Source organism: Sulfuriferula sp. AH1 (assembly GCF_002162035.1).
Classification (GTDB): domain Bacteria; phylum Pseudomonadota; class Gammaproteobacteria; order Burkholderiales; family Sulfuriferulaceae; genus Sulfuriferula.
The window spans coordinates 1,145,763-1,164,609 of sequence record NZ_CP021138.1; the positions used below are offsets into that span (position 1 = coordinate 1,145,763).

The 18,847-nt window shown below is 52.9% G+C and carries 21 protein-coding genes; 13 read left to right on the forward strand and 8 right to left on the reverse strand.

Translation table 11 applies throughout. From position 1 onward, the window contains the following. The first annotated feature begins 55 nt into the window (after positions 1-55). The 4 genes from CAP31_RS05925 (at position 56) to nikR (ending at position 3,187) form a co-directional block, all read left to right on the forward strand. Complete coding sequence (locus CAP31_RS05925; protein WP_369802457.1) at positions 56-934, forward strand: ABC transporter ATP-binding protein; 879 nt, start codon at positions 56-58, stop codon at positions 932-934. An 89-nt stretch (positions 935-1,023) separates the two neighbouring features. Then, positions 1,024-1,293, forward strand: a complete 270-nt coding sequence (locus CAP31_RS05930) for a hypothetical protein (RefSeq protein WP_223247388.1) — start codon at positions 1,024-1,026, stop codon at positions 1,291-1,293. A 66-nt stretch (positions 1,294-1,359) separates the two neighbouring features. Next, entirely contained in the window at positions 1,360-2,721 is a 1,362-nt protein-coding gene (gene glnT / locus CAP31_RS05935) for a type III glutamate--ammonia ligase (protein WP_087446695.1), read from the forward strand. 10 nt (positions 2,722-2,731) lie between these two features. Further along, entirely contained in the window at positions 2,732-3,187 is a 456-nt protein-coding gene (gene nikR / locus CAP31_RS05940) for a nickel-responsive transcriptional regulator NikR (protein ID WP_189836653.1), read from the forward strand. 9 nt (positions 3,188-3,196) lie between these two features. Here the strand turns inward: nikR and CAP31_RS05945 are convergent, their stop codons facing one another. The 3 genes from CAP31_RS05945 to CAP31_RS05955 form a co-directional block, all read right to left on the reverse strand. Then, positions 3,197-4,489 carry a Y-family DNA polymerase gene (locus CAP31_RS05945; protein WP_087448283.1) on the reverse strand — a complete coding sequence of 431 codons (1,293 nt, stop codon included), beginning with the start codon at positions 4,487-4,489 and terminating at the stop codon, positions 3,197-3,199. Between the two features lie 5 nt (positions 4,490-4,494). After that, positions 4,495-5,088, reverse strand: coding sequence for a LexA family transcriptional regulator (locus tag CAP31_RS05950; RefSeq protein ID WP_087446696.1), 594 nt, complete (start codon positions 5,086-5,088; stop codon positions 4,495-4,497). 139 nt (positions 5,089-5,227) lie between these two features. Then, positions 5,228-5,692, reverse strand: coding sequence for a CBS domain-containing protein (locus CAP31_RS05955; protein ID WP_087446697.1), 465 nt, complete (start codon positions 5,690-5,692; stop codon positions 5,228-5,230). 356 nt (positions 5,693-6,048) lie between these two features. Between CAP31_RS05955 and CAP31_RS05960 the strand changes: the two genes are divergently transcribed. Then, positions 6,049-6,594: an HPF/RaiA family ribosome-associated protein gene (locus CAP31_RS05960; protein ID WP_087446698.1), complete on the forward strand. Its 546-nt coding sequence runs from the start codon at positions 6,049-6,051 to the stop codon at positions 6,592-6,594. A 67-nt stretch (positions 6,595-6,661) separates the two neighbouring features. Here the strand turns inward: CAP31_RS05960 and CAP31_RS14770 are convergent, their stop codons facing one another. Next, positions 6,662-6,874, reverse strand: a complete 213-nt coding sequence (locus CAP31_RS14770) for a hypothetical protein (protein WP_157662669.1) — start codon at positions 6,872-6,874, stop codon at positions 6,662-6,664. Positions 6,875-6,920: 46 nt separating this feature from the next. Between CAP31_RS14770 and CAP31_RS05965 the strand changes: the two genes are divergently transcribed. The 7 genes from CAP31_RS05965 to CAP31_RS05995 all read left to right on the forward strand — a co-directional run bounded on the left by CAP31_RS05965 (position 6,921) and on the right by CAP31_RS05995 (position 16,620). Continuing rightward, on the forward strand, positions 6,921-7,346 hold the full coding sequence (locus CAP31_RS05965) for a DUF2934 domain-containing protein (protein ID WP_157662670.1): 426 nt from the start codon (positions 6,921-6,923) through the stop codon (positions 7,344-7,346). Between the two features lie 148 nt (positions 7,347-7,494). Beyond that, complete coding sequence (locus CAP31_RS05970) at positions 7,495-8,730, forward strand: class I SAM-dependent methyltransferase (protein WP_087446700.1); 1,236 nt, start codon at positions 7,495-7,497, stop codon at positions 8,728-8,730. An 89-nt stretch (positions 8,731-8,819) separates the two neighbouring features. Then, positions 8,820-9,323 (forward strand): Hsp20/alpha crystallin family protein, encoded by a 504-nt coding sequence (locus CAP31_RS05975; RefSeq protein ID WP_087446701.1) that lies wholly within the window; start codon positions 8,820-8,822, stop codon positions 9,321-9,323. Positions 9,324-9,440: 117 nt separating this feature from the next. After that, entirely contained in the window at positions 9,441-9,917 is a 477-nt protein-coding gene (locus tag CAP31_RS05980; RefSeq protein WP_087446702.1) for a YbhB/YbcL family Raf kinase inhibitor-like protein, read from the forward strand. Positions 9,918-10,156: 239 nt separating this feature from the next. Continuing rightward, positions 10,157-13,837: an EAL domain-containing protein gene (locus tag CAP31_RS05985; protein ID WP_087446703.1), complete on the forward strand. Its 3,681-nt coding sequence runs from the start codon at positions 10,157-10,159 to the stop codon at positions 13,835-13,837. A 252-nt stretch (positions 13,838-14,089) separates the two neighbouring features. After that, complete coding sequence (locus tag CAP31_RS05990) at positions 14,090-14,845, forward strand: protein phosphatase CheZ (RefSeq protein ID WP_223247389.1); 756 nt, start codon at positions 14,090-14,092, stop codon at positions 14,843-14,845. After that, positions 14,845-16,620: a chemotaxis protein CheA gene (locus CAP31_RS05995; RefSeq protein WP_087446704.1), complete on the forward strand. Its 1,776-nt coding sequence runs from the start codon at positions 14,845-14,847 to the stop codon at positions 16,618-16,620. The genes CAP31_RS05990 and CAP31_RS05995 overlap by 1 nt, the downstream gene beginning before the upstream one ends. A 64-nt stretch (positions 16,621-16,684) precedes the next feature. Here CAP31_RS05995 and CAP31_RS06000 read toward each other — a convergent pair whose 3' ends face one another. The 4 genes from CAP31_RS06000 to CAP31_RS06015 all read right to left on the reverse strand — a co-directional run bounded on the left by CAP31_RS06000 (position 16,685) and on the right by CAP31_RS06015 (position 18,231). Beyond that, complete coding sequence (locus tag CAP31_RS06000) at positions 16,685-16,996, reverse strand: BON domain-containing protein (RefSeq protein WP_087446705.1); 312 nt, start codon at positions 16,994-16,996, stop codon at positions 16,685-16,687. A gap of 83 nt (positions 16,997-17,079) precedes the next feature. Next, positions 17,080-17,388 (reverse strand): YqjK-like family protein, encoded by a 309-nt coding sequence (locus CAP31_RS06005; protein ID WP_087446706.1) that lies wholly within the window; start codon positions 17,386-17,388, stop codon positions 17,080-17,082. Continuing rightward, positions 17,385-17,777, reverse strand: a complete 393-nt coding sequence (locus tag CAP31_RS06010; protein ID WP_087446707.1) for a phage holin family protein — start codon at positions 17,775-17,777, stop codon at positions 17,385-17,387. The genes CAP31_RS06005 and CAP31_RS06010 overlap by 4 nt, the downstream gene beginning before the upstream one ends. A 10-nt stretch (positions 17,778-17,787) precedes the next feature. Further along, positions 17,788-18,231 carry a YqjD family protein gene (locus tag CAP31_RS06015; protein ID WP_369802448.1) on the reverse strand — a complete coding sequence of 148 codons (444 nt, stop codon included), beginning with the start codon at positions 18,229-18,231 and terminating at the stop codon, positions 17,788-17,790. 98 nt (positions 18,232-18,329) lie between these two features. On the opposite strand from CAP31_RS06015, the gene CAP31_RS14775 reads away from it, so the two are divergent. Then, positions 18,330-18,710 carry a hypothetical protein gene (locus CAP31_RS14775; RefSeq protein WP_157662671.1) on the forward strand — a complete coding sequence of 127 codons (381 nt, stop codon included), beginning with the start codon at positions 18,330-18,332 and terminating at the stop codon, positions 18,708-18,710. Positions 18,711-18,847 lie beyond the last annotated feature (137 nt).

Consider the following 18,847-nt stretch of genomic DNA (forward strand, 5'->3'; position numbering starts at 1 on the left):
GACGGACGGATTGGAAGGAATCAATGTGAGCACCGAACAACAAATACCCCGTTATATGCAGCAGTCCGCAGCGGTGCGGGAGCGCTTTGCCAAGATCAAACAGCGGGAGGTCATCCTCGAAGTGAAGCAGCTGGGTAAGATCTATCAATCGGCTCAGGGCGAAGTGACCGCGCTGCGCGGTGTGAATTTCACCATTCATCGGCGTGAGCTGGTGTGTGTGATCGGGCCTTCCGGCTGCGGTAAATCCACGCTGATCCGCATGCTGGCCGGACTGGAGCCGCATACCTCGGGTGAGGTGCTGCTGGATGGCAAGCCGGTTGATGGGCCGGGCAGCGATCGCGGCATGGTATTTCAGGGTTACACCCTGTTCCCGTGGCTGACGGTGAAAAAGAACGTCATGTTCGGTCCGGAAATAAACAACCACGGCAAGCTCGAAGCCGAGCGCAATGCACTGATGTGGCTTGATCTGGTAGGGCTGAGCAAGTTTGCCGATGCTTATCCGCACCAGTTGTCCGGCGGCATGAAACAACGCGTGGCGATTGCCCGGGCACTGGTCAACCAGCCGCGGATTCTGTTGATGGATGAGCCGTTCGGCGCACTGGATGCGCAGACGCGCACCAAAATGCAGACGCATCTGCTGGATATCTGGAAGAACATCGATATTACTATCCTGTTCATTACCCATGATCTGGATGAAGCGATTTTCCTTGCCGACCGCATTCTGGTACTGAAAGCGCATCCCGGTGAAGTGCAGGAATTTATCGAAGTGCCGGTGCCGCGGCCCCGTCATTCGGGGCAATCGGTGTCGGAAGAATTCCTGGCCACCAAGGCCAGGCTGGAAGAACTGATCCATCCTCCAGTGCTGGCGAGCGATGAGGACGAGGTTAAGCCGCACATGATCCGTTTTACCAACGTCGTCGACAATGTTGAATAAGGATACGTCAATGTTCTGGTCACAATTAACCTGGGCGGAACTGCCGGAAAATCTCAAGGCGGTAAACGGCGCCGCCATACTGCCGGTCGGTGCGATCTAGCAGCACGGGCCGCACATGGGCTGCGGTCAGGCTGGCCGAGGCGGATGCCCCGGATCGTACCGCAGGCCGCGTGTTTGCCCATCCGGTCAATCGCACCAGCCTGACCGGAGTCACCGGTTTCCCGAGTCAGGCCAGTGCGAGCAAGGGACGCGAATGGTTCGAGTGGATGGTAGAGGGTCTGAGCGAACTGATTTTGCGTGGCGTGGCTGAAGAACCGCTGCTGGATCAGTCCTATTTCGGATCATGCAAGTACGGGTAAGCAGCAAAAAATGGTCAGGTGATGAATGTTTCGTTTAATTAATTCAGGTTGCACAAGGAAAACAGTATGAAATCCAAAGCAGAAGTCGCACGCATTCAACAGGAGCTGAAAGACAAAGGCGTCAAGTATTGCATCGGCGCTTATGTCGATATCCATGGCATGCAGAAAGCCAAGGTCGTGCCGCTCGATCACTTGCCGCAAATGGCCGCCGGTTCCGAGCGTTATACCGGTTATGCGCTGGACGGTCTGGGACAGGAGCCGAATGACGACGAACTGACTTCCGTTCCCGATCTCGACCACATCATCCAGTTGCCGTGGGAGCCCAAGATCGCGTGGATGCCGGCCGACAACCATTTTCAGGGCAAGCCTTATGCACTGAATACCCGTGTGGCGCTGAAAAATCAGTTGGCCAAGGCTGCGGAAATGGGTTATGGCATGAACCTGGGCATCGAATGCGAAATCTATCTGCTGAAAGAAGAGACGGATGGCAGCCTGTCGGTGCCGAATCCGGAAGATAACCTGGCCAAGCCGTGTTACGACGTACGCGGCTTTGTCGCCAGTTTCGCCTGGCTGGACAAAGTGGCGAGCTGCATCAATAATCTGGGCTGGGATCTGTATTCGTTCGACCATGAAGACGGTCACAGCCAATTCGAATTCGATTTCAATTATGCTGATGCGCTGACGACCTGCGACCGCCTGACTTTTTTCCGTTTCATGGCGAAACATTATGCCAGGGAAGAAGGCCTGATCGCCACCATGATGCCCAAGCCGTTTGCGGACAAGACCGGAACCGGCGCGCATTTCAACATGTCGCTATACGACCTGGAAACCGGTAAAAACCTGTTTGCCTGCGATCCTGAGGACGACCCGCGCGGCATCGGCCTGACTCCGCTGGGCTACCATTTCATCGCCGGTATCCTCAAACATGGTCGAGCATTGTGTGCGGTGTTCGCGCCGACAGTGAACAGTTACAAGCGTCTGGTGCGCCGCGGTGCGATGAACTACTTCTCGTGGGCGCCGGTGTTCAATTCCTACGGCTCGAATAATCGTACCAATTCGGTACGCGTGCCGGCAGGCGGCGGTCGCTGTGAATCGCGTAATGCCGACGGTTCGGTGAATCCGTATCTGGCGGCAACGCTGGTATTGGCGGCCGGTCTGGAGGGCGTACGTGAGGCGATGAACCCGGGTGAACCGAACGAAGATAACCTGTACGCCATCTCCGATGCTGAACGTAGTGCTCGCGGCATCGAGTTCCTGCCGCAGACACTGCAGGAAGCGGTAACTGCATTTGCCGAAGATCCGCTGGTGGAGCAGGTACTGGGGAAGGCGTTGCGCGATGAATTCATCAAGTACAAGACCGCCGAGTGGGAAGCCTATCATCTCAGCGTGAGCCAATGGGAAATCAAGCGTTACAGTCAGATGTTCTAGGAGCCAGCTTGTGCGTAAATCCGCGAATAAACCGAATCATCTGGTGAGCCGCATCAGTGTTTCCCTGCCGCAGGAGTTGCTGGTCGAGCTGGATAATATGGTCGAATGTCGCGGGTTCGATAGTCGTTCGCAAGCCATCAGCGACATGATAAACCAGCAACTGGTCGAGCATAAACGCCAGCTGGGAGACGAGGTGATGGCCGGCACGATTACCGTGTTTTATGACCGTTCGGTACCGGGGCTGCAGAAGAAATTGTCGGATTTGCAGTTCAAGCATATTGATGAGGTGATCAGTTCGCTGCATGTGCATCTTGCCGAGAACAAGATGATGGAAGTGATCCTGGTGCAGGGGCCTGCGCGGCGGATGCAGTCCATAGCCAATGAAATCATTGCATTGCGTGGAGTGATTACCGGCAGGCTGCAATTGATGGCCGCGGTGATTCCGCCGCTGTACCCGTTGTCATGATAGATTGTTTCATGATGCATGCACGACAGCCAGCTCGCCCCAGCGCGTCGTATAGTTGGGTGACCGGTTGCCGAGTTTGACCGACCATGCTTGCCGTGCTGCTATGCCGGCGATGCCTGTGCCCAGCATGTTTTTGCCGTATTTGCGGTTCACCGCATCCAGCGTCTGCATTAGCGTCGTGCGCCGGGTGGTAGCGGCGACATCGGTAAACAGATTCATGGCTGCCTGATGTTTGGGCGCCAGTTCCATCAGTGTGACGCCGGCCTTGGCATAGGCATAACCTGGATGGAACAGGCGTTTCAGGCCGATGATGGCAGCTGCGTTGAGTTGCAGGGTGTCGTCGGTGGCATCGGTCAGCGGCACGATAAAGCTCGGGCTGTATTGCGGTTCCCCGGACTGATGCGGGTTGGTGCGGATGTACACCTGTATGGCACCTGCTACCGAATGCTGTTGCCGCAGTTTCTCCGCGGCGCGCGAGACGTAGAGTGTGACCGCCGCCTCCAGTTCTTCCATCCTGTGAATCGTCCGGCCGAATGAGCGGCTCGAGATGATCTGCTGCCGGGGCGAGGCTATCTCATCCAGCGCAAGGCAGGAGATGCCGCGCAATTCCTGCACCGTGCGTTCCAGCATCACCGAGAAGCGCTGGCGGATGCGGGCGGGGTCGGCATCGCGCAGATCCTTGACGCTGTGTATGCCGATCGTATTCAGCGCCTGCGTGAGCTGGCGTCCTACCCCCCAGACTTCGGCGACGCTGATGCCGGTGAGCAGGTCGTCCCGCGCAGCAGGCTCGAGTACCGTCAGATCACAGACGTTGTGCCAGTGTGCCTGTTTTTTGGCGATATGATTGGCGAGCTTGGCCAGCGTTTTGGTGGAGGCGATGCCCACACACACCGGCAGTCCCAGCCATTGCAGTACGCGTTGCCGCATTTCCTGGGCGTACCGGGTGAGGTCGGGATGCAGCCCGCTGAAATCGAGAAAGCATTCGTCGATGGAATAGATTTCCTGATGCGGGCTGAATTGCGCCAGCAGCGACATGATGCGATTGCTCATGTCGGCATAGAGCGGGAAGTTGCTCGACAGTGCGACGATGTCATGCTGTCGGGCCAGATGTTTAAATTTGAACCACGGCGCGCCCATTGCTACACCCAGCGCCTTCACTTCGGCAGAGCGGGCGACGACGCAGCCGTCGTTGTTGGACAGTACCACCACCGGCTTGCCTTCCAGATCGGGGCGAAACAGGCGCTCGCAGGAAACGAAACAGTTGTTCACGTCGACTAGCGCGATGCGTCCAGAGGGTATCATGGCCGTCATACCTTGTGCAGGACACGGGTTACGACACCCCAGATCGTCAGCTCTTCTTCAGCGCTGATGACGATGTCCTGGAACTCCGGATTCTCCGGCACCAGCCGAATGGTAGTATCGGTCTTATGCAGGCGTTTCACTGTCAGTTCATTGTTCACCACGGCTACCACGATATTGCCGTGGCTGGGGTGCAAAGCCCGATCGACGATGATTTCATCGCCGTCGTGGATGCCGGCATTGACTATCGACCAGCCGGATACGCGCAGGATAAAAGTGGCTTCGCGATGGATGATGAGGTGTTCATTGAGATCGACGCTATCCATAACATGATCGTCAGCCGGGCTGGGGAAACCGGCGGGCACGGTGTGGGACATCATGGGGATACTTCGGCGCTGAATTTCCATGCGCACCGCCTGAATCGCGGTGATGGCACAGACTTTCCGTTGCGAGGCGCCTTGTTGCTGACGAAGCTTGCCCAGGTAATCCAGAATGATGGGAATCTGGCTTTCCGGAATCCGTATCTGTTTGGTCGGCTCGCCGTATATGGTCTTGCGTCCTGCACCGGAACGCTTGCCGCCATGGGTGGTTTCATTGCTCATGGGATTTATCTTGAAATTGTTGCAAAATCAAGATAAGGATAGCATAGCCGCTGTCTCAGTGGCATATAAATAAAATGTTCATGCCGATCAAGCAGGATGGTGCAGGGAATAACCGGGGCTGTTATTCCCTGTTTGATTGCTATACGGAGGAGAGGCTGGTGCGAGTTTGCGTTTCGTGTATCTTTTCGCTGGCGATCAATTTGACTAATTCGCCCATCTCTTCTGTCAATAGTTCCAGCAGATCGTCCAGGGTGACGATGCCGACCAGGCCGTTGCGGCTATCTACCACAGGCATACGGCGTATCCCTCTGGAACGCATGTAACGCATGGTTTCGAAGATGCCTTCGTCTTCGCCGACTGTGGCGAGTTCCAGCCCCATGATATCGCCTGCGGTGAGCACGGAAGCATCGAGGCCCATGGCGACGATTTCCAGCACGATATCGCGATCGGTGACGATGCCCACAGGCACGCGCCTGCCATCGATTTCATCGACCACAACCAGATCGCCTGCATGATATTGACGCATTAAGCAGGCGGTTTCCAGTACGGTAGTTTCGCGCTGAGCGACCGCCACTTCCCTGTTGCAAATTTCACCTATCGCCATGATGTCGTTTCCTTCTTCAATCGATTTAAGGCAAATGGCCTGTACTGAACTTCTGATCTTTACGGCCAGCTCCTGCCGGCAAGGACGGATGACGGCATGTTGGCGGCATCCATGAAGCATGAGGAATATTTGATTATAGTAGGCAATGGCTTAATTGCCGGATATCGGGTGATTTACTCATATAAGCAGTTGAATTTATGTGTTTGATGGTCTTTAATGGAACTGCAGGCATGAATGGGAATGCAGAAGCCGCCTTGGGATGATCGTCTTCCGGGAGTGAGCAAGGGAAATCACGCCGGTATGCCGGCCCGATTGCATCTGCTCGTGAAGGTGCAAATTTAATAGAGGGGTTAATCATGAAAATTCCGCTTCAAATTACGCTCCGTGATATCCCGAGTTCTGAAGCGGTGGAGGCCACCATCCGTGAAAAAGCGGAGAAACTCAACCGTGCGCATCCGCACATCATGTCGTGCCGCGTTACGGTAGAAATGCCGGGTAAACATAAACATCAGGGCAAAGAGTTCAATATCCGCATCGATATCACCGTTCCCGGCAGCGAGATCGTGGTGAATCGTATTCACGACCAGGATATCTATGTGGCCTTGCGCGACTCTTTCGATGCGGCCAAACGCCAGCTGGAGGACTATAACCGCAAGCAGAGCGGTCAGGTCAAAGTGCATGAGCCGGAATTTCAGGGGCGCATTGCGCGTTTGTTTGATGAGGATGGGTGTGGCTTCATTCAGACTGCAGATGGCCAGGAGTTATATTTTAGCCGCGAGAACCTGGTGAATATCGACTTTAGTCAGCTTAAACCTGGACTTGAGGTGCGCTTTATTGAGGAGCTGGCTGCAGAAGGCATGCAGGCCAAGCGGATAAGCGTAAGCAAGAATGCAATCGGTTAATCGATGTAATGAAAAAATGATAACTCGGTACAGCCATGTTGTACCGCATACCGCTCATTAATTTATTTTAGGTTTTATAAACGACAGGAGTAATCGCGATGCCTACAGCCAAGTCAGCCCCGGTAGTTAAATCAAAACCCGAGGTTAAATCAAAACCGGCAGCCAAACCCCCGGCTGCAGTTAAGTCCAAAACCGAAATTAAATCCTCATCCGCAGCTAAATCCAAACCTGCGGCTGCGGCGAAATCCGCCGTTAAACCAAAATCCCAGTCTGCAAGCAAGCCTCGTGCCACGAAGAATGTCGTTACGCCTGAAGAGCGTTATCAGATGATTGCCAAGGCGGCTTACTTCCGGGCGGAGAAACGTGGTTTCGTTTCTGGCGATACTGCGCAGGACTGGCTGGAGGCGGAGGCGGAAATTGACCGTGTGCTGCAAACGCCAAAGCGCACAGCCAAGGCATCGCCAACCGCATTAAAGCAGGCCTTTCAGCAAGAACTGGAAACGCAGATCCATGAATGGGATCTCAGAATCGCCGATCTGAAAGTCAAGGCGCAAGGCGCCAGAGCAGACCTCAGAGCCGATTATGAGAAGCAGTTTGAGATATTGACGAAAAAGCGTGATGCAGTTCAGGCCAAAATGCAGGAATTGGGTGCCCGGGTCGGAGATGTATGGGAAGATTTGAAAGGCGGTACGGAAAAAGCGTGGGATGAGATGCAAAGGACGCTGGATCAGATTGCCGGCCGTTTCAAATAATGTAGCGCCTTTTCAATCGGGTGTTTTCGGCCGACGCGAGTCTTCGCTTGCTGTTGGGTATCTCCGGCAAGGCGACCTGCATGCAGGCGGCTATCTCTATTTATTTACTGCAATAAATTCAGAAGTCGAGTCAGAGGAGAGTTTAAGTATGTTGCGTACACAAATGTTAAACCTGGTGGAACGGAAATTACGTTATCGGGTTTTGCCGGTCAGCATCAATTTCTGGGGTGAGCGTGAGTTGCACCTGGGCAATCCGTTTAAAGTCAAACTTTCTGTGCGCTCGCCACAGGTTCTCGGTTCTCTGGCTAATCCTACTCTGGGTAAGCTCGCCCAAAATTATGTCGAACAGCAAATCGATCTGGAAGGCGATATACGCGACATTATTCGACTTGGTGAAGTGCTATGCGATGCCGGCTCCTGTATCGATCGAAAGAACCGGATGAATTTGAGCTGGCTGTTGCATCCGCGGCAGAGTAACAGCAAAAATATCAGTTATCACTATGACGTGTCCGATGATTTTTATGCGTTGTGGCTGGATAAGCGATTGGTGTATTCCTGCGGGTATTTCAAACATGCCGATGACAGTCTCGACCTGGCTCAGGAGCAAAAGCTCGACCATATTTGCCGCAAGCTTGATTTAAGACCGGGCGAACGGTTTCTGGATATCGGTTGCGGTTGGGGCGGTTTGTTCTTCTGGGCGGCAGAAAATTACGGGGTGCAGGCAACGGGCATTACCCTCAGCGAGAATCAGTATGAGCATGTGCGTGCGGAGATAATCAAGCGGGGACTTCAGGGCCGCTGTGATGTGCGATTAATGGATTATCGCGACATGCCGGAGACGGAACAGTATGACAAGATTGCATCTGTGGGTATGTTTGAACATGTAGGCAGGAAAAATCTGCCGCATTATTTTGGCAAGATATTTCGCTTGTTGACGCCCGGCGGGCTGGTGCTGAATCATGGCATCACTGCGGCTAATCTCGGTACTGATGGCTTGGGTAGCGGTATCAGCGAGTTCGTTGAGCAATATGTTTTTCCAGGCGGTGAGCTGGTGCATGTCTCCAATGTGATCGAGGCCATGTCGCAGCAGAATCTGGAATGCGTGGATACCGAAAGTCTGCGTCCGCATTATGCCAAAACGCTTTGGCATTGGGTCGATCGGCTGGAAGCGCGGCGAGATGAAGCGAAGCAATTAATAGGCGAGAAAAAATACCGCATATGGCAGATATACATGGGTGGATCGGCTCATGCGTTCGAGCGCGGATGGATGTCGCTGTTCCAGATCCTCGCAGGCAAACCGCTGGCTGACGGCAGTTTGCCTTACCCTTTTACGCGCGAACATTTTTATGGCCCTGCCTTGAAACCGTTGCAGGGGTTTCATTGAGTGGATGGTGTGCTTGGCTGTCGCGGTAGCGCTTTGCGCTTCCCGATACAGGCAACTCGCATCCAGATGACCAGATCAGGAGATGCATCATGCTGAATACTTTGAAACAGGCGAGCAGAAACATTAGCCGTGAAATTGGCCGGGCATGGGAGAACCTGTCGGATGGGTGGCGTGAATTGCTCAGCCGCAGCAACGAATCGCTCACGCATTTTTCCCGTAATAAGGCTGAAGAAGAGGCGGCGCACAGCATGCTCGCCAGTTTCCCACGCTGGAGTTTGCTGGCGGGGGAGGTTGAGGAAACCGATAAGGAACTGGTTGTTCGGGTAGAGCTTCCTGGCATGCAGAAAGAAGATTGCCACATCACGATCGAAGGCAACACGCTCTATCTGAGCGGGGAAAAACGTTTTGAGCGGGAGACGAATGAAAGCACTTACCATGTCATGGAACGGGCTTACGGTTCATTTCAACGTACGATTGCGCTGCCGCGCAATGTAGATACTGACAGGGCGGTCGCCAGTTACCGGAATGGCGTGCTCATGGTGCGTTTGCCAAAAGGCGGTGCCGAATCGAGCAAGACGATTGCGGTTTCCTGAGAGCCGTGCAAATCGCGGTTGAAATGCGAGAGGCCGGTAATCCTGCTGCTGGTTTTTATTTGGGGAGTTGAGGCAACTGCGGCGGATTTTTCTTCTGATGAAAGAACGGGTACTGCTATGTCCATGGCGATTACTTCCGCAGCCTTTTCTTCCAATGGTCTGATCCCTGCTCGCTATACGTGCGATGACCTGGGTATTTCTCCCCCGCTTGCCTGGACGGCGCTGCCCAGCGGAACCAGGAGTCTGGTGCTGATCATGGATGACCCTGATGCGCCGGACCCCGCAGCACCTAAAGGAACCTGGGTGCATTGGGTGCTATACAATATTCCGCCCGGCGTCAGCAGGCTGACTGAAGGCGTGGCGGTAAAAGAGCTGCCGCCAGGCACGTTGCAGGGGATGAACGATTGGCAGCGTACCGGTTATGGCGGCCCCTGTCCGCCTATCGGCACTCATCGTTACTTTCATAAGTTGTATGCGCTGGATAGGGTGCTGCCGGACATGCATGAACCTGCCAAAGCGATTCTGGAAAAGGCCATGCAAGGTCATGTTCTCGGTCATGCAGAATTGATCGGCCGGTATCAGCGGCGGCACTGATCGCTTGCCGACAGACCGATTTTGTTTCATTGCCGGAATGGAACTCTGCTCGGCGCCAGCCCGATTGCAATGTCGAGATCCTTTCAATCCATTTTTCAAGCCGGTATGCATAAACGATATGCGGTTAATAATTTGATATTTATATTATCAATACCTTTTTGTCTGCAAAATAAGTGCATTTACAATGCATCCTATAAGACAATAGTCAAATCCGTATTGCTTGCTTAGGGGAGAGTTCGATGCGTGCCGGAGATTCTGCATCCAGAACGAGTTTTGCGTTTGCCCGGTTTTTACCGTGGATAATTTTGGGCATTGGTCTTGTCATTACTTATGCAATTCAGTACGAGGCGCGTACCGAGGCTAAAAATGCACTGCAAAAAGTGTTTGATTTTCGCGTCAAGGAGATTTTCGGCAATATTGAAAACCGTTTGAATGACTATGAACAGCTGCTGCGAGGTACGGCAGGATTATTCGCTGCCTCGCAATCGATTGAACGTGATGAGTTCGCCAAATACGTCGCTGCTCTCAAACTGGAACAAAGCTTTCCCGGGGTGCAAGGGGTAGGCTACTCCCAATTAATCATGTCTCATGATAAAGCCGTGCATATCGAGGCGATCCGCAAGCAAGGCTTTCCGGACTATGCTATCCGGCCTGCTGGTGAGCGCAGCGTCTATACCAGTATCATTTACCTCGAGCCTTTCAACTGGCGCAATCAGCGCGCCTTCGGTTATGACATGTTTTCCGAGCCGGTACGCCGGGCTGCGATGGAACGCGCGCGCGACGAAAACAATATCAGCATCTCCGGAAAAGTGAGGCTGGTGCAGGAAACCGATATGGACACGCAGGCCGGGTTTCTGATGTATATGCCGGTCTATCGGCACGGTGCACCCTATGAAACGCTGTCACAACGTCGCGCCAACCTGGCAGGATGGGTGTACTCGCCATTCCGCATGAATGAGTTGATGAAGGGCGTATTGGGCAAACATTTCGGTGAGATCAATGCGGCATTGGATCTCGAAATCTACGACGGTGAAGTGCTTTCGCCACAAAGCCGGATGTACGACTCGAACAAGCAATTGAGTTTTACTTCTTCAATAATACCGCGTGCGTTTCAATCGGTTCAGCACATTGATGTTGCCGGACATCGCTGGACGGTGACGGTGAGTTCACTGCCGAGTTTCGAATCCAGACTGAAGAGTTACAAGGTGGTATTCATTATGTGGGCGGGTATCGGCGCCAGTTTGTTGCTGGCCTTGATTACCTGGCTGTTGGCGAATGGTCGTTCGCGTGCTCTGATCCTTGCGGAACAAATGACGCGAGAGTTGAAGGAAAGTGAAACCCGGTTCAGGGCGATGGCTGATTCCGCACCTGTGTTTATCTGGTTATCGGATAGCGATAAACATTGTAGCTGGTGCAATAAAGGCTGGCTCGATTTCACCGGGCGGAGTCTGGAAGAGGAGATTGGCAAAGGCTGGCTGGCTAGTCTGCATCCCGATGATGCGGCTAGGTGCATTCGGATTTACACCACGGCATTCGATCAGCGTCAGCCATTTCAGCTTGAATGCCGGCTTAAACGGCATGACGGTGAATTCCGTTGGACGTTGGGGTCCGCCGTACCTCGCTATGACGATCAGAGTCGGTTTATGGGCTATATCGGCTCTTTTATCGATATCACCGAGCGCAAACTGGCGGAAGATACGCTGCAAAAATCCTATCTGGAAATCGAGGATCTGTATAACAACGCCCCCTGCGGTTACCACTCGCTGGATGCGGACGGTCTGATTGTGCGCATGAATAATACGGAGTTGGCGTGGCTTGGTTATACGCGGGATGCAGTGGTCGGCAAGATGAATTTCCAGAATCTGCTTACCCCTGACAGCCTGCGGACTTTTCAGCAAAATTATCCCGATTTCAAGGCGCACGACGAGGTCAAGAATCTGGACTACGAATTTATCCGCAAAGACGGAACACTGATTCCGGTTCTGCTGAGCGCGACCGCTGTCAGAGACAGTAATGGCGTTTTTGTTATGTCACGTTCGATTGTGTTCGATGTAACTGAACGCAAAGAGGCTGAAAAAATCCAGAATCGGCTTAACCGCGCGTTGCGACTGTTGAGTGACTGCAACATGGCATTGGTACATGCCGAGGAAGAGCATAAGTTGCTGGCGGATATCTGTCAGCTTATCGTGCAAACCGGAGGCTATATGATGGTATGGGTAGGATATGCCGAACAGGATGAAGCAAAGACCGTGCGCCCGGTAGCGCAATTCGGTTACGAACATGGTTATCTGGAGCAGATGAACGTCACCTGGGCTGACGCAGAACGGGGACGCGGCCCTACCGGAACCGCGATAAGAACAGGGGCTACCGAAGTCAATCAGGATTACTTGTCCAATCCCAGAATGCTGCCTTGGCGGGATGCAGCCATTCAGCGCGGCTATCACTCCAGCATTGCGCTGCCGATGCCGGGCAAAAAACACATATTGGGTGCGCTCGCCATCTATTCACAGGATACGGATGCGTTCAGTCCGGAAGAAGTGAAATTGCTGGAAGAGCTTGCCAGCGACCTGGCTTTTGGTATCGAAACCTTGCGTATGCGCGCTGAAGGCGAAGCGGCGGAAGAAAAGCTGGTGTTTCTGGCGCAGCATGATTCGCTTACCCACTTGCCCAATTACCTGTTGTTGCGTGATCGCTTCGATCAGGCCGTAGTGCTTGCACAACGTGATGGCAACAAAGTGGCGATGCTCTTCCTCGACCTGGATAACTTCAAGCATATCAATGATAGCCTGGGTCACAATTTTGGCGACCAGGTGCTGCTCCAGGTAGTAGAGCGCTTGAAAAGCTGTATTCGCGATACCGATACGATCAGCCGTCAGGGCGGTGACGAATTCGTTATCTTGCTCAGCGATGTGCATGATGTGAATGCGGCAGGAGACGTTGCGCAAAAAATTATCGAGGCTTTTACCGATGCGTTTGTGATCGAGGGTTACACCATCAGCACTTCATTCAGTGTGGGTATCAGCCTGTTTCCCGATGATGGCATCGAATTCGAGACGTTATTCAAGCGCGCGGATACTGCGTTGTATCAGGCCAAGGACAGCGGACGTAATGCTTATCGATTTTATGCGCAAAAAATGAATACGGATGCCATAGAGCAGATGCAAATGCAGGGCCAATTGCGTAATGCTTTGAAACAGCAGGAGTTCATCCTCTATTACCAGCCTCAGGTCGATATCGCCAGCGGGCGTATTGTCGGGGCAGAAGCCCTGGTACGCTGGCAACATCCGGAAATGGGCTTGGTTTCCCCTGCCAAGTTCATTCCGCTGGCTGAGCGTAGCGGCCTGATCATTCCATTGGGTGAATGGATCCTCTATGAGGCTTGTCGGCAAGCTCGGCTCTGGCGAGAAAAAGGCCTGCCCGATTTGGTGATCGCCGTTAATCTTTCCGCAATACAGTTCAAGCGCGGTAATATTCTGGATACTGTGTCCGATGCGCTGGCGCGGTCAGGATTGCCGGCGAATTGTCTGGAGCTGGAGTTGACGGAATCCATCCTGCTGCAGGACATCGACATGACCATGAAAACGCTGCAAACCCTGAAAAGAATGGGGGTAAAGCTATCGATTGACGATTTCGGGACAGGCTATTCCAGTTTGTCTTATTTGAAGCAGTTGGCGGTAAACAAGATCAAGATCGATCAGTCTTTTGTACGTGATTTAGTGGACGACCAGGGAGACGATGCGATTGTTAAAGCGATTATCCAGCTGGGCCATACTTTGCAGCTTACAGTCATCGCCGAGGGGGTAGAAACTGAAATCCAGCTGGCTTTCCTCAGAAATTATGGCTGCGATGAAATTCAGGGATATCTGTTCAGTCGCCCTGTTTCTGCGGACAAATTTGTTGCTTTATTTCCAGCAGCATAAGGGCGCATGTATCTATTGCATGATAATTTAATTCAAATACGGTAAATTTACGGTAACCTGTAAACTGGCCGCTTGATAAGCATGCAGCAAAAACAGCAGGCAGGAAAAACGCCGAAATTACAGGTATTTTATGTTAAAAAGCCAGACAGAGAAGTTGCTGTATCAGTGATAATTGCGGTATCTGGTTATGTCGTAAATCCCTTTATTACCACCAGTTAGGGTGAAAAGCTCAAAAAATATGGAGAAGCACGGATGATGGGCAACACCAATGATGATCTTGAAGCATTATTTGATGAAATTTCTTCGCAGCGCACTGAGGTTACTGCTCAGACAATCACTTTCGCCGAGTTGTCGCCGTACGGCGAGGCTTCCCCTGATGTGATTCAGGAAAATCAGGCCGACATCCCGATGTTTGACCGGCTGGGCGCCATTGTCAGACAATTGCATGATTCTCTTAACGAATTAGGCTATGACCGCACATTGGCTGAAGTCGCGGAAGAAATTACTGATTCGAAAAGCCGTCTTGAGTATGTAGCGACCCTGACGGAACAAGCCGCAAACAAAGTGCTGAATGCGATTGATGAAGGCATGCCAGTGCAGGACGAGTTATTGAAAAGCGCCAAAGAAATTGATACTGGCTGGACATTGCTATTCGCAGGGAAATTGAGCATTGAGGAATTCAAGGTGCTGGCAGGCGATTCCAGGCAGTTCGCCACCAGGGTTGCCAGTGCGACTGAAGCAGAAAAAGCGCGTTTGATGGATATCATGATGGCGCAGGATTTTCAGGATATAACCGGGCAGATCATCAAAAAAGTCATTACGATCTCGCAAAAACTGGAGATCGAACTGGCTCAGCTGTTGCGCGATAACGCCCCGGCAGAATTCAAGGAAAAAGAGAAGGGAAAGGAAAAAGACAAGCCCGTTGATTTAATGGCAGGCCCGGCTGTACCTGCATCAGCAATGCAGCAAGATGATGTGGATGACTTATTGGCAGACTTGGGATTCTAATGGATGATATGCTAAAAGACTTTGTCGTCGAGGCCCTGGATCTCGCGACAAACGTAGAAGCGCTCCTGCTTAGTCTGGAGCGAAACCCGGAAGACATGGATACCTTGAATGCGGTATTCAGATCATTTCATACCATTAAAGGCGGCGCCGGTTTTATGGGCTTGCCGGCGATGGTATCAGCCTGTCATCTGACCGAAAATCTGTTCGATGCGCTCAGAACGTGCCAGATTCCCGTCACGCCGTTGGCAATCGAATCCGCGCTGCAGGCGAGCGGCTTTGTCGAGGATCAGCTTACCAAGCTGGCTAACGGTACGGCGCCCGATAATTTGCCAGCGATGCCGGAAATCCTGGAAAAGATACTGACTGACGCGATTGAAGGCAATGCCGCAGTGAATCCCGCTCATGCCGCAGATACGAATAATAGGTCCGAAGGCGGGGTCGATTGGGCGGCGCTGTATCGGGCCATCGTTCCCGGCGGCGACGAGATTGCCGTACCTGTTGCACAGGCGGTCCCGGCAGCGGCAAACTCCTGGGACGGGGCAGAACGCCGCGGCGAAAATAGCAAGGAAACTAAAATAACGGCTCCCGTCAAAGAGGACAGCATTCGTGTGGATGCGATCAAGCTTGATGCGTTGCTCGAAGTGGCGGGCGAGTCGATGCAGGCAGCCAATCAGGCCAGTGTGCTGCTGGAAAAACTCTTGCAATATAAATTCGAAGATGCGGCCTCGGGGCTGATGGAAAAGCTTGCGGAAACGCTGGGACGGGCTTCGCGTTATTCCGCTGAATTGCAACGGGCGACCCTTGCAACCCGCATGCAGCCGGTTGGCCGATTATTTCAGAAATTTCCGCGACTGGTACGCGAGCTTGCCAAGGAATTGGGCAAGGAAGTGGATTTGAATATCGAAGGAGCCGAAACCGAAGTGGACAGAGTGGTCGTCGATAGCCTGTACGATCCACTGGTACACATGCTGCGTAATTCGCTGGATCATGGTATCGAATTGCCGGCCGAGCGTACTGCTGCCGGCAAGCCGGCGAAATCGGTAATTTCCCTGAAAGCCTGGCAGGAAGCCAATAGCGTCATCATCGAGCTGGCGGATGACGGTAAAGGCATGAATCCGCAAGTGCTGCGCGAAAAAGCGATCGCCAAAGGACTTATTCATGAATCTGCTGCCCAGACTGATGAAGCGGCATTTCAACTGGTTTTTCTGCCTGGTTTTTCCACCAAGGAAGTCGCGTCGAGCGTGTCCGGTCGTGGGGTAGGCATGGACGTCGTGAAGACCGCCGTCGAAAAACATCGCGGCACGATCTATATCGATTCGGCTTTGGGCCGGGGTACGCGCTTCTCCATTCGCCTGCCAATCGAACTTTCCATTGTGCCGACCATGCTGGTCAGTACCGCAGATGCCGTGCTGGGCATGCCCATGGGAATAGTGGAACGGGTGGTGGAATTGCCGGAAAGCTTCATGGCCGTTGCCGGAGCCCCGGTATTCTACGATCAGGGGCGCCCATTGCCCGTGTTTTCTCTGGCTGGTGTGCTGGGCTATGTGCCGGGAGAAGAACGTGTCGGTGTCGTTATCGCAGCGCCACAGCCTTATATCCTTGCGGTAGGAGCTGTAGACGGTACGGCAGATCTGGTGATCAAACCACTGACAGCGCTTGCCGTAACCGGCATTACCGGAACCGCGCATTCTGCGGAAGGAAAACTGGTGCTGATAGTCGGTCTGACTTTCCTGCTGGAAGGCTGCGCGGGCGGAGTAGGGATGGCTGGCGCCTGAAAGGGTAAGGCGGTACCTTCCATGCTGCCGAGATATTGGTTTGCATGGAAGGTCTTAAGCCATGTTACTTGAGTTGCATCTGATCTTTAACGGCGACGACGCCTTCCACACTGCGGGCGACCTCCACCGCCTTCTTCATGTCAGCGCGTGAATTAACGAAACCGCTTAATTGCACTGTACCTTTGTAGGTTTCAACGTTAATCTCGGTCGACTTCAAAGTAGGTTCATTGAAAATGGCTGTTTTGACTTTGGTGGTGATGACGGTGTCATCCATATATTGGCCAGTTCCCTCATGTTTTGGCGTCGATGCGCAGCCCACTACGGAAACCAGTAAAAGTGCAGAAAAAATGGCTGCGAAACGATTTGGTAAGGTCATGATTGTTCTCCTTCGTTCTGAATGATAAATCTACGATGCCTCTTGATTAGCGTGATTTGATCGAGAGGCATTTCATACAACTGTTACATTCTTAAAAACTGGCGGTAATGCGTTCGGTTCTTGAGCAGTTTGCGCCCGAGTTGCCACCCAAGCAGACCTATCTTTAGCCATTTGCCTCTGTGCTGAGGGCGTAGCACTGCGATAATGAGTGAAATTCCCCCGAGCAGGGCAGGATGGCGTCTGATGTAATGAAACGCTGCTATGCCGCGATCCATGCGCGCCAAGGGGGCACGCCAAGATTGGGCATTTTGCGCAAACCGGGCACGTTGGTTGGCTGTCGCGGCCACCAGATACTGACGCCGTGCAACTAATTGCGTTAGTTTCTTGCTCATGGCCGTTGCCTCAGTTGTTGAACGTCTTTGGCTAATTCTGCCAAGCTTGCCGCAAATAGCCGTGGCTTGGCCTTGCGCCGTTGCAGCATAAAGCCGATTATTGCCGCCCCCGCAAGCAGGAAGATTCCGGTAAGGCCGCTCAGTATCAACAGTTGATAGCTATCCTGGAACGCGACTGCAATCAAAACCGCTAGCAAGACGATTCCCAAACCAAAACAGAACAGCGCAATCAGCAGCAGTACGAGTATCGCTATCAACCGATCGCGATCTTCCTCCACATCCGTCGATAACAGATCGAGCCGGGTATGGGTAATGGCAATCAGACTTGCAGCCAGCACCTTGAAAGACTCGAATAGCCCTTTGCTGTCAGCATGCATACCTTCATTCATGCACTTGGACCTAGCGGCGCCCCATGATAAAACCGATAAGCAGCCCCATGCCAACGGAAATTCCTATTGCTTGCCAGGGATTCTCATGAACGTAGACATCGGTCGCTTGTGCTGCCGCTTTGGTGCGGGCGAGCAATGCGGCTTCGGTATCTTTTATCTGGGATTTAGCCAGGGCGATAGATTGTTCGGCTTTGGCACGCACTGATGCGAGCGCATCGCCACCTTGATTTGCTGTCGCCTTGATGAGCGCTTCGGCATCGGCCATTACCGTTTTGAAATCGGCGATCAACTGCTCTTTGGTAACCTCTGAAAAATCGGTTTCAGTGAGTGTATTGCGATTGGCCATGAGTAGTTCCTCCAAATAGTGATAAAAAAACAGGTTGTTTGGTTGCATGTCAAAGTTATGAAGAACGTCATCTATGCATGGATACCAAATTAGCAACTGTTGATTCATTATCGGCGTGAGCCTGGAGATAGTCCGTACGATAGCGAACACAGGAAGAATCTGATACGGCCATAAGTAAGCATGGGGTCTGGAGGACGGATAGCCGCATGCAATGCGCGGGGATATCCCGTGCATTGTGCCCCCTTGTTTCTGCGGTTTTATTGTTCCTGCTGGTGTTGCTGGTTCTGGCGTTGCAACTGTTCCTGCTGGTGTTGCTGGTTCTGGCGTTGCAATTGTTCCTGCTGGTGTTGCTGGTTCTGGCGTTGCAACTGTTCCTGCTGGTGTTGCTGGTTCTGGCGTTGCAATTGTTCCTGCTGGTGTTGCTGGTTCTGGCGTTGCGACTGTTCCTGCTGGCGTTGCTGGTTCTGGCGTTGCGACTGTTCCTGCTGGCGTTGCTGGTTCTGGCGTTGCGACTGTTCCTGCTGGCGTTGCTGGTTCTGGCGTTGCAATTGTTCCTGCTGGTGTTGCTGATCCTGCCGCCGCGATAGTTCCCGCTGCATTTGTTGATCGTGGCGCTGTTCATACTGGCGTTGTTGTTCAGGTGTCGCATGTAATGGGGAATGTTGTTGAATTACATCTTCGCGAGGCTGATAACGGTAATGCCGGGATTGAATTGAACGTTGTT

Excerpts from the sequence above, each read along its gene's own strand:
- CAP31_RS05925 (WP_369802457.1), top strand. The coding sequence starts at position 56 with ATGCAGCAGTCCGCAGCGGTGCGGGAGCGCTTTGCCAAGATCAAACAG.
- glnT (WP_087446695.1), top strand. The coding sequence starts at position 1,360 with ATGAAATCCAAAGCAGAAGTCGCACGCATTCAACAGGAGCTGAAAGAC.
- CAP31_RS05945 (WP_087448283.1), bottom strand. The coding sequence starts at position 4,489 with ATGATACCCTCTGGACGCATCGCGCTAGTCGACGTGAACAACTGTTTC.
- CAP31_RS05950 (WP_087446696.1), bottom strand. The coding sequence starts at position 5,088 with ATGAGCAATGAAACCACCCATGGCGGCAAGCGTTCCGGTGCAGGACGC.
- CAP31_RS05955 (WP_087446697.1), bottom strand. The coding sequence starts at position 5,692 with ATGGCGATAGGTGAAATTTGCAACAGGGAAGTGGCGGTCGCTCAGCGC.
- CAP31_RS05960 (WP_087446698.1), top strand. The coding sequence starts at position 6,049 with ATGAAAATTCCGCTTCAAATTACGCTCCGTGATATCCCGAGTTCTGAA.
- CAP31_RS05965 (WP_157662670.1), top strand. The coding sequence starts at position 6,921 with ATGATTGCCAAGGCGGCTTACTTCCGGGCGGAGAAACGTGGTTTCGTT.
- CAP31_RS05970 (WP_087446700.1), top strand. The coding sequence starts at position 7,495 with ATGTTGCGTACACAAATGTTAAACCTGGTGGAACGGAAATTACGTTAT.
- CAP31_RS05975 (WP_087446701.1), top strand. The coding sequence starts at position 8,820 with ATGCTGAATACTTTGAAACAGGCGAGCAGAAACATTAGCCGTGAAATT.
- CAP31_RS05980 (WP_087446702.1), top strand. The coding sequence starts at position 9,441 with ATGTCCATGGCGATTACTTCCGCAGCCTTTTCTTCCAATGGTCTGATC.
- CAP31_RS05985 (WP_087446703.1), top strand. The coding sequence starts at position 10,157 with ATGCGTGCCGGAGATTCTGCATCCAGAACGAGTTTTGCGTTTGCCCGG.
- CAP31_RS05990 (WP_223247389.1), top strand. The coding sequence starts at position 14,090 with ATGATGGGCAACACCAATGATGATCTTGAAGCATTATTTGATGAAATT.
- CAP31_RS05995 (WP_087446704.1), top strand. The coding sequence starts at position 14,845 with ATGGATGATATGCTAAAAGACTTTGTCGTCGAGGCCCTGGATCTCGCG.
- CAP31_RS06000 (WP_087446705.1), bottom strand. The coding sequence starts at position 16,996 with ATGACCTTACCAAATCGTTTCGCAGCCATTTTTTCTGCACTTTTACTG.
- CAP31_RS06005 (WP_087446706.1), bottom strand. The coding sequence starts at position 17,388 with ATGAGCAAGAAACTAACGCAATTAGTTGCACGGCGTCAGTATCTGGTG.
- CAP31_RS06010 (WP_087446707.1), bottom strand. The coding sequence starts at position 17,777 with ATGAATGAAGGTATGCATGCTGACAGCAAAGGGCTATTCGAGTCTTTC.
- CAP31_RS06015 (WP_369802448.1), bottom strand. The coding sequence starts at position 18,231 with ATGAATCAACAGTTGCTAATTTGGTATCCATGCATAGATGACGTTCTT.
- CAP31_RS14775 (WP_157662671.1), top strand. The coding sequence starts at position 18,330 with ATGCAATGCGCGGGGATATCCCGTGCATTGTGCCCCCTTGTTTCTGCG.